The organism is Micrococcus sp. HOU01 (assembly GCF_035609305.1).
GTDB lineage: Bacteria > Actinomycetota > Actinomycetes > Actinomycetales > Micrococcaceae > Micrococcus > Micrococcus luteus.
In genome coordinates, this window is record NZ_CP141211.1 from 1,776,095 (window position 1) to 1,787,995 (window position 11,901).

General features: G+C 74.4%; 12 protein-coding genes. 1 reads left to right on the plus strand and 11 read right to left on the minus strand.

Features of this window, described 5'->3' with window-relative positions:
- Positions 1 to 105 precede the first annotated feature (105 nt).
- The 10 genes from SOY78_RS08130 to coaD all read right to left on the minus strand — a co-directional run bounded on the left by SOY78_RS08130 (position 106) and on the right by coaD (position 9,713).
- Positions 106 to 1,857 carry a glycosyltransferase family 4 protein gene (locus SOY78_RS08130; RefSeq protein ID WP_324701423.1) on the minus strand — a complete coding sequence of 584 codons (1,752 nt, stop codon included), beginning with the start codon at positions 1,855 to 1,857 and terminating at the stop codon, positions 106 to 108.
- Between the two features lie 3 nt (positions 1,858 to 1,860).
- Positions 1,861 to 3,120: a UDP-N-acetyl-D-mannosamine dehydrogenase gene (gene wecC, locus SOY78_RS08135; RefSeq protein WP_036381206.1), complete on the minus strand. Its 1,260-nt coding sequence runs from the start codon at positions 3,118 to 3,120 to the stop codon at positions 1,861 to 1,863.
- A 155-nt stretch (positions 3,121 to 3,275) separates the two neighbouring features.
- Positions 3,276 to 4,448 (minus strand): glycosyltransferase family 4 protein, encoded by a 1,173-nt coding sequence (locus tag SOY78_RS08140; RefSeq protein ID WP_222959142.1) that lies wholly within the window; start codon positions 4,446 to 4,448, stop codon positions 3,276 to 3,278.
- Positions 4,438 to 5,595 carry an LCP family protein gene (locus SOY78_RS08145; protein ID WP_324701424.1) on the minus strand — a complete coding sequence of 386 codons (1,158 nt, stop codon included), beginning with the start codon at positions 5,593 to 5,595 and terminating at the stop codon, positions 4,438 to 4,440. The genes SOY78_RS08140 and SOY78_RS08145 overlap by 11 nt, the downstream gene beginning before the upstream one ends.
- 50 nt (positions 5,596 to 5,645) lie before the next feature.
- Positions 5,646 to 6,563, minus strand: coding sequence for a bifunctional DNA-formamidopyrimidine glycosylase/DNA-(apurinic or apyrimidinic site) lyase (gene mutM / locus SOY78_RS08150; RefSeq protein ID WP_251649602.1), 918 nt, complete (start codon positions 6,561 to 6,563; stop codon positions 5,646 to 5,648).
- Between the two features lie 4 nt (positions 6,564 to 6,567).
- The gene (gene rnc / locus SOY78_RS08155) at positions 6,568 to 7,230 is read right to left on the minus strand and encodes a ribonuclease III (RefSeq protein WP_036312892.1); all 663 of its coding nucleotides are present in this window, start codon (positions 7,228 to 7,230) and stop codon (positions 6,568 to 6,570) included.
- A gap of 73 nt (positions 7,231 to 7,303) precedes the next feature.
- Entirely contained in the window at positions 7,304 to 7,507 is a 204-nt protein-coding gene (gene rpmF / locus SOY78_RS08160) for a 50S ribosomal protein L32 (protein ID WP_002856390.1), read from the minus strand.
- Positions 7,508 to 7,509: 2 nt separating this feature from the next.
- Complete coding sequence (locus SOY78_RS08165; RefSeq protein WP_002856392.1) at positions 7,510 to 8,082, minus strand: YceD family protein; 573 nt, start codon at positions 8,080 to 8,082, stop codon at positions 7,510 to 7,512.
- 174 nt (positions 8,083 to 8,256) lie between these two features.
- A complete protein-coding gene (gene galU, locus SOY78_RS08170; RefSeq protein ID WP_324701425.1) occupies positions 8,257 to 9,171 on the minus strand; it encodes a UTP--glucose-1-phosphate uridylyltransferase GalU in 915 nt (304 codons plus the stop codon).
- 68 nt (positions 9,172 to 9,239) lie between these two features.
- Positions 9,240 to 9,713, minus strand: coding sequence for a pantetheine-phosphate adenylyltransferase (gene coaD / locus SOY78_RS08175; RefSeq protein WP_036338106.1), 474 nt, complete (start codon positions 9,711 to 9,713; stop codon positions 9,240 to 9,242).
- Between the two features lie 132 nt (positions 9,714 to 9,845).
- Between coaD and SOY78_RS08180 the strand changes: the two genes are divergently transcribed.
- Positions 9,846 to 11,099, plus strand: coding sequence for an aminotransferase class I/II-fold pyridoxal phosphate-dependent enzyme (locus SOY78_RS08180; protein WP_324701426.1), 1,254 nt, complete (start codon positions 9,846 to 9,848; stop codon positions 11,097 to 11,099).
- Positions 11,100 to 11,336: 237 nt separating this feature from the next.
- On the opposite strand, the gene rsmD is transcribed toward SOY78_RS08180, so the two are convergent.
- Entirely contained in the window at positions 11,337 to 11,900 is a 564-nt protein-coding gene (gene rsmD, locus SOY78_RS08185) for a 16S rRNA (guanine(966)-N(2))-methyltransferase RsmD (RefSeq protein ID WP_324701427.1), read from the minus strand.
- Position 11,901 lies beyond the last annotated feature (1 nt).

Here is an 11,901-nt window from a genome sequence, read left to right on the forward strand (position 1 = left end):
GACAGGCGACGGCGCATCTCGGGGCTCAGATTGGGTTCGACGCGTCGCCGGGTGGCCCGCAGAATGCGGCCACCGGCGCTGACGACCCGGCGTGACAACGGCTTTTCAGGCATCGGTGACTCCCAGGGCTGTGTACAGGTCTCGGTAGCGGGTGACGTTGCTCGACCAGGTGCGAGTGGCCAGCGCCCAGTCCCGTCCCGCTCGGCCGAGTCGCTCGGCCTCCTCCGGCCTGGAGAGCAGACGGCCGAGGGCCGCCACGAACGCGTCCAGGTCCTCGGCACGGAACAACTCGCCGGTGACCCCATCCTCGACCAGCTCCGCGAGTGCGGGCAGATCGGAGGCCACCACGGGGCGGCCGAGCGCCGAGGCTTCCACAGACTTCATGGGCGTGACGGCGCGGGTGACGGGGAGGTCCCGGCGCGGGACGCAGAACACGTCCAGGGCCGAATGGTGCCACACTGCGTCCTCGCGGGCCACCCGTCCGGGGAACTCACAGATGTCGGCGATCCCCAGGCGGTGAGCGAGCACGCGCAGGCCGGGCAGGGCGACCCCGTCGCCGACGATGCGTAGACGGAGGCGGGGGTGTTCCGGGGCCAGCCGGGCCGCAGCCCGCACCAGCAGGTCCAGCCCCTCGTAGTCCACGATCGAGGAGACAGTGCCCACGTACCGGCCGTCCGGATCCAGGCCGAGGTGCTGACGGGCCGTCGCACGAGAGGGCGGCGGCGCCTCGAAGCGGGCGTCCACCGCGTTGGGGGCCAGCACGATCCGCTCGGGATCGACGCCCTCGGTGACGAGCGTCTGCCGCATGCCCTCCCCGAGGGTGACGACGGCGTCCGCAGCGCGGGCGGCCTGGGCCTCACGGGCCGTGAAGGCGGCGTACCGGGGGGAGGCTGTCGCCGCGGGTCCCCGGGTCGCGGCCCACGTGTCGGCGAGGCGACCGCGGACTTCATACACCCAGGGGATCCCGCAGGCCTCGGCCACGGCGCGGACAGCCATCGCGTTCACGTAGTGGGTGGTGGTGTGCAGCAGTGCCGGGCGTTCGGCGCGGACCACCTCGAGCAGCAGTGCGGCATGCTGACGCACCCGCGCGGCCTGGCCTTGGGCCAGGCGCGACGGCGTCAGTCGGTGGTACTCGATCCCGTCCACCACGTCCACCGCACGCGCCCACGGCACACCCACCTGCACGGGGTAGCCGGGGCGGGTCACGGCACTGACCTGCAGACCTGCCTCGGCCTGGGCCCGAAGGATCGCGTGGCTGCGCTGGGCGTATCCGGAGCGGGTGTGGGGCAGGGAGTTGGTGAGCACGTGGAGCACCCGCCCCGGGCGCGGTGTGTACCCGGTTTCGCGCGGCAGGGTCGGCCAGTCGCCCGTCAACGCCTCGCGTTCACCCGCCATGCGGCGCGCCAGGGCCCGGTTCCGTCGATGGACACGGGCGTGCCGCACGGCGGCGTCGAGGTCACCGGTGTGGTGGGCCAGACGTGAGGCCGCAGCGTGCCAGGCCGCGCCGCGGGACGCCGGCGGGACCGCCTCCAGGACGGCGGCAGCGTCCTCGAACGCGGACAGGTGCACGAGCACGTCCGCACGCGCCGGCGCGTAGCGGATCCCGTCGGCGGCGGCCAGTCGTTCCTGAGCGTCCTCGGCGGCCCCCAACATGTGAAAACCCACCGCGGCCGGTACCCCGCCTGCGGCTGTCCCCAACGTCGTCAGCCCTCGCGCGGCAGTGCCCCTCAGACGTTCAGGCAGCCGCCGGGCGCCCTGCAGCGTGAGCAGGATCGGGTCGTCCACGGCGTGCTCGGCCACGGTCTGCGCGAGCACGCCGAGGTTGGACCGCCACGGGACGGCCGAGGCGGAACCCACGGATCAGGACCCCGGCGTTGCGCGCCACTGGCCGCGCGTGTCGATCACGCGCTTGTCGGCCACGCGGTCGCCGAGGTCGGCGAAGGCGGAGTGGTCCACCAGCAGCACCACGATGTCGGCGGCGTCCAGGGCCTCGTCGGCCGCGACCAGGCGCACGTTGTCCTTGCCCTGCAGCGCGGCCGGCAGCTCCGTCACGTGCGGCTCGACCACGAGCACGTCGGACCCGGAGAACTGGCCCGCCAGCTCGGCCGCGATGTTCAGGGCCGGGGATTCACGCAGGTCGTCGATGTTCGGCTTGAAGGCCAGGCCGAGGGCGGCGACGACCGGAGCGCGGCCGGTGGCCTGCTGGACGTCGAAGGCCGCAGCCTTGACCTGATCGATGACCCACTGGGGCTTGCCGTCGTTGATCTCCCGGGCCGCGCGGATCAGCCGGGCGGTCTGCGGGGCGGCGTCCACGATGAACCACGGGTCCACGGCGATGCAGTGGCCGCCCACGCCGGGGCCCGGCTGCAGGATGTTCACGCGGGGATGGTGGTTGGCGAGCTCGATGAGCTCCCACACGTCGATGCCCTGCTCGGCGCAGATCACGGACAGCTCGTTGGCGAAGGCGATGTTGACGTCGCGGAAGGAGTTCTCCACGAGCTTGGCCATCTCCGCGGTGCGGGTGTCCGTCAGCAGGATCTCGCCCTCGCAGAACGTGCGGTAGAGGTCGCGGGCCCGCTCGGCCGCGCGCCGGGTCGAGCCGCCGACGATCCGGTCGTTGGTCACGAGCTCGACCATCACACGGCCCGGGAGCACCCGCTCGGGGCAGTGGGCGAAGTCCAGCTCGGACTCGCGCAGCTCAGGACGCTCGGCGAAGATCACCTCGGCCATGTGCTCGGTGGCGCCGGGGGGCGAGGTGGACTCGAGGATGACGAGCTCGTCCCCGGTCAGCTGCGGGGCCAGGCCACGGGCGGCGGCCTCGATGTAGCCCAGGTCCGGGGAGTGCCCGTCCTTGAACGGGGTCGGCACGGCGACGATGTAGGCGTCCGCCGCCGGTGTCGTCGTCGAGGCGCTGAGCAGGCCCTTCTCGACGCCGCGCGCGACGAACCCGGCCAGGTCCGGCTCCACGAAGGGCACCGTGCCCGCATTCACGGCGTCCACCGTGCGGTCCGAGACGTCCACGCCGTGCACGCGCACGCCGTTCTCCGCCAGGATGGCAGCCGTCGGCAGTCCGATGTAGCCCAGGCCGATCACGGCCACGTCCTTGATCTGCGTCGTCATGCGGTGGTCCTCATTCGTCGAAACGGTCGCACAGGAAGACCGCAACGCACGTCGGGCCACCTGTAATGCCTTGTCGAGTATAGGGACCGGACTCGACCCACGGCGCCGCGAGTACCGTGACCGAGCACGTCTCCGCTCCAGGGCCGACGTCGGGCTCAGCGACCGGCGACGCGGCGCAGCAGTCGCTCGTAGCGGCGGGCCACGGCCGGCAGGTCGGCGTGGCGGCGCACCCAGTCGCGTCCGCCCGCGCCGACGTCGGTGCGGTGCGGGTCGTCCGCGAGCGCCGTCAGGTGCCGTACCAGGTCGTCCACGTCCGGGCCGATGACCTCGGCGCCGCCGGCTGCCTCGAGGGTGCGGGCGGCCTCCCCCGTCACCAGGCCCGTGACGTGCCGGCCGACGGCGAGCACCTCGTAGGTCTTGGAGGGCACGGTGTGCCGGAAGCTCGGCCAGTCGGGACGCAGGGCCACCACCAACGTGTCCGCCCACGCGTACTGCTCGGCGACGGCGGCGCCGCGGACGGGTCCGAGGATCTCGGCCGGCGAGCCGAGCTCGGCGTTGCGGGCCTCCAGCGCCGGACGCCGGGTCCCCTCCCCGACCAGTCGGACGCGCACCCCCGGCCGGGTGCGACGCAGCGTCGCCGCGGCGTCGATGAGCCGCTCGAGCCCCTGGCTCTCGCCCATGTTGCCCAGGTACAGCACGTGGAGCTCACCGGCGTCCCGCTCCCGCCGCGGCGCCACGGCCAGGCGGGCCAGGTCCACACCGTTGCCCAGGGTGCGGACCACCCGCACGCCGCGCCCGCGCAGCGTCTCCGCGAAGCCGTCCGTGACGGTCACCACGAGTCGGGCCGCGCGCTGGCCGCCGGTCACGACACGCTCCATCGCGACGCCCAGCAGGCCCTGGTGGACCCCGGCCTCGTGGGCGAGATCCGGCCAGGCGTCGCGCATCTCCAGCACGAGCGGACGGCGCCAGAGGCGGGAGAGCACGACGCCGGGCACCACCACGGGCAGGGCGGGCACGGTGGCCACCACCACGTCCGGGCGTCGGGTGGCCATCCCGCGCGGGATGGCGAGCAGCGCGTGCACCACCGCCTCGGCGAAGCGGCCGTTGCGGCCGGCCTCCCCCAGGGGCAGGCGAGGCGTGGGCAGGACGTGTTCGCCGTCGGGCCCGGCGAAGGGGCGCACACCCCCGGGCGCGACGACGTCGACGTCCCAGCCCGCCGACCGCAGCGCCGCCACGACCGCGCCCCAGCGACGGGCGGGCGGGGTGCGCTCGGGCCGGTAGGAGTGGGAGACCAGCAGGAGGCGGGGGCGGCGCGGCTCAGTTGTCACAGGGGTCCTCCCCGAGGGCGGGTGCGGGCGTGGTGCCGGTCAGCAGGGTCAGCACGGGGGCCGGCCCGCCGGCGGCCTGGGCCTTCTTGTCCTTCTTGGGCTCGTGCTCGTCGACATAGCGCTGGACGTCGTCGTCGGCGAGGGCGGAGCGCAGGTCCGCCAGCTTGTCCTCGTCGAGCTCGACGATGGCGTCGCCGTTCGGTCCGGTGGCGAAGCCCTTGCGGGGCACCGTGAACATCTCGACGTCCTCGCCGCGCACGTCGCGCAGCTGCCACGCGAGCGAGGCGATCACGCCGGACGTGAGCCCCTCGTCCACACCGAGGTGGTCGGAGAATGTGGCGACGACCTCGGTGGTGCGGGCGGGGTTGCCCAGGATCTGCGGGCTAAGGAAGCGGTCCATCGCCCCGGCCAGGTAACGCTGCTGGTTCTTCACGCGGGTGACGTCGCCGTCGTCGAAGGCGTGCCGCTCGCGCACGTAGCGCAGGGCGGCGGTGTCCTGCAGCAGGATGTCCCCGCGCGGGTAGTACGAGGGGTTGGCCTGCCCGGAGGAGAAGGCCTGCGGGTTGCAGACCTCGACGCCGCCCAGCGCGTTCGTCACGCCCCGGAAGCCCTGGAAGTCGACCTCGAGGACGTGGTGGATCGGCACTCCCAGCAGCAGCTCCACCGTGTCCACGGCGAGGGCGTAGCCGCCCGTGTCGAAGGCCGAGTTGATCTTCGCCTCGCCGTGGCCGGGCACGGTCACCCACGAATCCCGCAGCACGGACATGACGTAGACCTGGCGTCGGTCCGCGGGGATGTGCACGAGCATCATGGTGTCCGAGCGCTGGCCCATGTCCTGCTCGCCCTCGCCCTCGCGGGAGTCGGAGCCCAGGACGAGCACGTTCAGCGGGCCGTCCCCGGCCGCCTGCTCGAGCGCCCCCACGTCCACCGTCTGCCGGTGGTCGTCGAAGGTGCGCCCGAGCGAGCCCGCGTACCAGGCGCCCAGGCCGAGCAGTGCCGCGAGCAGAACGGCGAGCAGAACGGCGAGCACGCCGACGACCCACGGCCAGCGTCGGCGGCGCCGCGCGACCGGCGGGGCGTCGTCGCGCGGGGACTCGGGACGCGGCAGGGGCTCGGGCGTCCAGGACGCGGCCGGGGGATGGCTCACTCGTGTCTCCTGCTCGAGGTCGGGGGTCAGCCCAGTCTACGGACGCCCCGTCAGGCGTCGGCCGCCGCGGCCCGGCGACGGCGCGGCCTGGGCTGGCAGCGCGGGCACAGGTGGCTCGCACGGTTCATGAACGGCTCGCGGACGATGCGGGAGTCGACCCCCTCGGCGGCGCAGCGGCGACACGGCTGCCCGGTGCGCCCGTAGGCCGCCAAGGAGCGGGCGAAGTAGCCCGATCGCCCGTCCACGTTGACGTAGAGCGCGTCGAAGCTCGTGCCCCCCACCTCCAGGGCCCGGCGCATCACGTCCTGGACGGCCGCCATGAGGCGCAGCGTGTCCGCCCGGCGCATGCGCTCGGTCGGGCGCTCGGGGTGCAGGCGGGCGCCCCAGAGGGCCTCGTCCGCGTAGATGTTGCCGATCCCGGAGACCAGCGACTGGTCCAGCAGCGCGCGCTTGAGGGTGGAGCGGCGCCGCGCCAGGCGCGCGTGCACGGCCGCGGGGTCGAACAGGGGGTGCAGCGGGTCCAGGGCGATGTGGGCGGCGGTGGTCGGGATCCGCTCGCCGCCGGCGGCGTCGTCGGGCCGCAGCGCGTCGAGCCACCAGCCGCCGAAGATCCGCTGGTCCACGAACCGCAGCTCGCGGGCGGAGCCGTCCGCCGCGGTGACGGGCAGGCGCAGGCGCAGGTGCCGCTGGTCGGCGGCCCCCGGTTCGTCCACGAGGATCTGCCCGCTCATGCCCAGGTGCACGACGACGGCGTCGTCGCCCTCGGCCAGGGGCAGCCAGAGGAACTTGCCGCGGCGAGCCGGCTCGGCCAGTCGGGCGCCTCGCAGCCGCTCCCGGAGGGCGTCCGCGCCGCCGGGGCTGCGACGCAGCGAGCGGGGGTCGAGGACCTCGAGCTCCGCGGCGACGGCGTCCGTGGCCCACCGGGCCAGGCCGCGCCGGACGACCTCGGCCTCGGGCAGCTCGGGCACGACCTCAGTGCCCCGCGGTCGGCAGGCCCGCCTCGAGGGCGGGCCAGGAGGCGGCCGCGGCGTCCCGCTCGGCCTGCTTCTTGGAGCTGGCGACGGCGGAGCCGTACTCGCGCTCGCCGACGACGAGGGTGGCCCGGTAGCGGGGGTCGTGCGCGGGGCCCTGACCCTCGATCGCGTAGCGGACGGCGCCGAGACCGTGGCGGCTGGCGGCCTCGGCCACGACCGTCTTCCAGTCGGTGCTCTCGCGCAGCAGGTCCGGCTCGTCCAGCAGCGGCACCACGTGACGGTGCACGAGTGCGGCCGCGGCCACGGCCCCGTGGTCCACGTAGACGGCACCGATGAGCGCCTCGAGGGTGTCGGCGAGGATCGAGTCCTTGTCCGCCCCGCCGGTGCGGCGCTCCCCCGTGCCCAGGCGCACGAACGGGCCGATGCCGATCCGGCGCGCCACCTTCGCCAGGGCACGCGTGGACACGACGGCGGCCCGGCGGCGCGCGAGATCGCCCTCGGCCAGGTCCGGGTACACCGTGAAGATGTGGTCGGTGACCACGTAGCCCAGCACCGAGTCCCCGAGGAACTCGAGGCGCTCGTTGGTGGGCAGCCCGCCCTGCTCGTAGGCGAACGAGCGGTGCGTCAGAGCGCGTTCGAGCGTCCCGGCGGTGATGTGCACACCGAGACGCTCGAACAGCTCTTCTGGCTCGGGCGCGGGCTCAGGCCCGCGGCGAGCCGACGGGGACGCCATCTCAGGCGTCGGCGACCTTGCGGCCCTTGTACTCGAAGAACAGGGGGGTGCCGGCGGCGTCGGTCTTCAGCTCGGCCTGGTGGGGCAGGCGGTACGAGACGCGACCGTTCTCGACGGACTTCACCAGGGCGGGCGCGGTGGCCTTCCACTGCGACCGGCGGGCACGGGTGTTGGCACGGGACATCTTCCGCTTCGGGACTGCCACGACTATCTCTCTTCTGTCTCGGTGATGGAGGTCTCTGAGGTGCCCGCGAGGTGGGCCAGGGCGGCCCAGCGCGGGTCCACGCGCTCGTGGGCGTGCCCCTCGGGCGCGTCCTCGAGGCGGATGCCGCAGTCGGCGCACAGGCCCTCGCAGTCCGGCCGGCACAGCGGCTGGAACGGGAGGGCGATGACCACGGCGTCCCGGAACACGGGTTCGAGGTCCACGGTCTCGCGCACCACGAGCGGCTGCTCGCCGGCGTCGTCCTCGGACGTGCCGGTGAGGTACAGCTCCTGCAGGTCCACGGTGATCCCCTCGTGCAGCGGGCGCAGGCAACGGCCGCACTCGCCCTTCAGGGTCGCGTCCGCGGTGCCGGTGACGAGGACGCCCTCGTGCACCGACTCCAGACGCAGGTCCAGTTCGACGGGGTCCCCCTCGGGGATCCCCAGCAGCGGCGTGGAGACGCCCGCGGGGGCGGGCCACTCGGCCGTCAGCTCGCGCTGGACTCCGGCCCCGCGCGTCAGATCGCGCACGGGGATCACCCACGGCGAGTCGGCGCCGTGGTGCTGGATGCTGTCCATGGTCGCTCCTCTCGGCGGGTGGGACGGCGGGGGTACACGGCCCGTCCGCACGCCCTCTGCGGGGATGCGATGCGGCCTGGACACGGGTCCAGCCACGACGGACCGACAGCCCATCCTACCGGGTGGGTCCGCCTCGGCCAAAGCCGGCGGCGTCCCGCGCGTCGCCGGCCCGGCTCAGAGCCCGGCGGTGAACTCCCGGAGCCAGGCGCGCAGGTCGGCCCCGAGGTCCTCGTGCCGGGTGCCGAACTCGATGACCGCCTGCAGGTAGCCGAGCTTGTCCCCCGTGTCGTAGCGGCGGCCGTCGAAGACGACGGCGTGCACGCCGCGGCCCTCGCCGTCCTCCGTGGCCAGCCTCTGCAGCGCATCGGTGAGCTGGATCTCCCCGCCGCGGCCGGGCGGGGTCTCGTCCAGCACGTCGAACACCTGCGGGGCCAGCACGTAGCGGCCGATGATCGCGAGGGTGGAGGGGGCGTCCTCGCGGGCCGGCTTCTCCACGAGGTCGGTGACGCGGACGACGTCGTCGCCCTCCCCCGGCACGGCCTCCACCGCAGCCACGCCGTAGGCCGAGACGGCCTCCTCCGGGACCTCCATGAGGGCGATCACGGAGCCGCCGAGGCGCTGCTGCACGTCGATCATGCGCTCGAGCAGCGCCTCGCCGTCGCCGATGATGTCATCGCCCAGCAGGACCGCGAACGGCTCCTCGCCGACGTGGCGGCGTGCGCAGTTCACCGCGTGGCCGAGCCCGAGGGCCTCGCCCTGACGGACGTAGTGGATGTCCCCCACCAGGTCCGACTCGTGGATCTGCGCGAGCCGCGTGGCGTCGCCCTTGCGCTCCAACGCGGCCTCCAGCGCGGGATGGCGGTCGAAGTGGTCCTCGAGGGCCCGCTTGTTCCGGCCCGTGATCATCAGCACGTCCGCGAGGCCCGCACGCCGGGCCTCCGTCACCACGTACTCGATGGCCGGCCGGTCCACCACCGGCAGCATCTCCTTCGGCATGGCCTTGGTGGCCGGCAGGAAGCGGGTGCCCAGGCCGGCGGCCGGGATCACGGCCTTGCGGGTGCGGGGGCGGGAGGGGGGCGGGACGGTCATCGGCGGTTCTCCTGCGGTGGATGCGGTGGGACGAGCGGAGGGGTGGCCCGCGGGTGGGCCGGGCGGGGTCAGGCCCCGCCGTCGAGGCCGCGCAGGACCGCGGCCGGGACGAACTCGGCGACGTCGCCGCCGAGTCCGTGGACCTCCTTGATGAGCGAGGAGGACACGTGGGTGTACCGGGCGTCGGCCGGGAGGTAGACCGTCTCGACCCCGGTGAGGTGGCGGTTCATCGCGGCCATCGGGGCCTCGAACTCGAGGTCGGCGCCGCCGCGCAGCCCCTTGACGATCGCGTCCGCGCCGATCTGTCGGCAGAACTCGGCCAGCAGGCCCGGGCCCATGGGCCGGACCGCGACACCGGCGAGGGACGACACCGTCGCCTCGATCATGGCGATGCGCTCGTCCACGCTGAAGCGGTACGTCTTGGCCGGGTTGGAGGACACGGCGACCACCACCTCCTCGAAGAGGTTCGCGGCTCGCGCGATCACCTCGACGTGCCCCTTGTGGAGGGGATCGAACGAACCAGGGCAGACGGCACGACGCATGGGTGCCAGCCTAGCGGGGGCCGCGCCGGGCGGCGACGGACGCCCGTCCGGTCCGGCTCCGGCGCGTCGCGGTCCTGCCGGGCGCGGCGTGCGCCGCCGTGTGCGGTCCGCGGCGATGGGTACAGTGCGGCCATGGACGGAACCCAGCCCACCCCCGGAGCAGCACGGCACGACGTCGACGTGGACGCGCCGTGGCGTCGCACGGCGGCGGCCGCGGGCCTGCTCGGCGACGCCGGCCCCGTGCCCACCGTGTTCGAGACGATGACGGGCCTCGCCGTCGAGCACGGGGCCGTGAACCTCGGCCAGGGCTTCCCCGACGCCGACGGCCCCGACGCTCTGCTGCGGCTGGCGGCCGACGCCGTGCTGGCGGGCCCCAACCAGTACGCCCCCGGCACGGGCGACCCCGCGCTGCGGCAGGCCGTCGCGGAGCACCGCCGGCGCCACTGGGGCGTGACGGAGGACCCCGCCACGCAGGTCATGATCACCACGGGCGCGACCGAAGGCATCGCCGCGACGGTCCTGGCGTTCGTGCGCCCGGGCGACGAGGTCGTCACGGTCGAGCCGTTCTACAACTCGCACGCCGCCACGATCGCCCTGGCCAGCGGCAGGCACGTGAGCGTGCCGGTGGAGGCGCCGGACTTCCTTCCGGACCCGGCGCGGGTGGCCGCGGCGATGACCGACCGCACGCGCCTGCTCATCGTGAACACGCCGCACAACCCCACGGGTGCGGTCTATCCGCGGGAGCTGCTCGAGGAGCTCGTGGCCCTGTGCCGGTCCCGGGGCGTGCTGATCCTCTCGGACGAGGTCTACGACCACCTCGTCTACGAGGGCGAGCACGTCAGCCTGCGCTCGGTCGCGGGCGCCGAGGACATCGCCCTGACGGTCTCCAGCGCGGGCAAGGCGTTCGCCGTCACCGGGTGGAAGGTCGGCTGGCTGACCGGCCCGGCCGAGCTCGTCGGGGCCGCGCGCGCCGTCAAGCAGTTCCTCACCTACTCCTCCGGCCCCGCCTTCCAGCGCGCGCTGGGTGCCTACCTGCCCACCGACGACGCCGAACGGCACCTCGCCGGCCAGCGCGAGCGGTACCGCGACGCCCGGGATCGGCTCGTGGCGGGCCTGCGGGAGGCGGGCCTGGACCCGGTCGTCCCGGCGGCGGGCTACTTCGTCGTCGTGGACCTCGCCCCGTGGGGTGTGACGGACGCAGCCGAGGCCGCGGTGCGGTGGACGCGTGAGGCCGGCGTCACCGGCATCCCCGTGGGCGCGCTCTGCCGCCCGGACGGGGGCCACCTGCGGTCGTGGCTGCGGCTGGCGTTCTGCAAGTCCCCCGATGCCGTCGACGAGGCGATGCACCGCCTGGCCGAGGCGGCCCCGCGGCTGCGCGCGGCCTGACCCCCGACGCTATCGTTGACGAAACGGCGGCCCCCAGAGCATTTTCGTTCGGGAAACGGCGGTCTCCGGAGCATTTTCGTTCGGGAAACGGCGGCCGCCGTGCTCGCGGTTCCGTGCTGAGCCCAGTCCGTTCCGCCCTCCCGTCTCCCCAGTGGGAACGGGCCGAGACGCCGCCGTTTCCCGAACGAAAACGGGCCGACACGCCGCCGTTTCCCGAACGAAAGCGGGTGGGCGGGGTCAGCGCTCGTCCTGCCAGAGGTACAGGGCGGTCTCGCCGTAGACGCGCACCTCGACCTCCTCGAGGCCGCGCGGCCGGCGCGGCGCCGCGTCCCGGGCCGCCCGCTCGAGCACGAGCAGCCCGCCCGGGGCGAGCCGCTCGGCCGCCGCCTCCACCACGGCCTCGAGCGGCGGGCCGGCCACCGGGTACGGCGGGTCGGCCAGGATCAGGTCCACGGGCGCGGCCTCCGCCGAGAGCGCCTGCTCCACGCTCCCGGCGCGCACGCGCACGACGTCGGCCCCGCGCGCCCGGTTGACCAGCGCGGCGTTCGCGCGGCACGCGGTCACGGCCTTCCGGTCCCGCTCGACCAGCAACACCGATGCCGCTCCGCGGCTGGCGGCCTCGCACCCCAGGGCGCCGGAGCCGGCGTAGAGGTCGAGCACGGCCGTCCCGTCCAGCCAGTCGCGGGCCTCGAGCCAGGAGAACAGGGCCTCCTTGGTGCGGTCCGTGGTGGGGCGCGTGCCGGTGCCGGGGACGGCGGTCAGGGGACGCCCGGCGGCCGCGCCGGCGATGATGCGGGACATG

What these genes read in the sequence shown, in the direction of transcription:
- SOY78_RS08165 (WP_002856392.1), bottom strand. Translation starts at nt 8,082, where the DNA reads ATGGACAGCATCCAGCACCACGGCGCCGACTCGCCGTGGGTGATCCCC.
- coaD (WP_036338106.1), bottom strand. Translation starts at nt 9,713, where the DNA reads ATGCGTCGTGCCGTCTGCCCTGGTTCGTTCGATCCCCTCCACAAGGGG.
- rsmD (WP_324701427.1), bottom strand. Translation starts at nt 11,900, where the DNA reads ATGTCCCGCATCATCGCCGGCGCGGCCGCCGGGCGTCCCCTGACCGCC.
- galU (WP_324701425.1), bottom strand. Translation starts at nt 9,171, where the DNA reads ATGACCGTCCCGCCCCCCTCCCGCCCCCGCACCCGCAAGGCCGTGATC.
- SOY78_RS08180 (WP_324701426.1), top strand. Translation starts at nt 9,846, where the DNA reads ATGGACGGAACCCAGCCCACCCCCGGAGCAGCACGGCACGACGTCGAC.
- wecC (WP_036381206.1), bottom strand. Translation starts at nt 3,120, where the DNA reads ATGACGACGCAGATCAAGGACGTGGCCGTGATCGGCCTGGGCTACATC.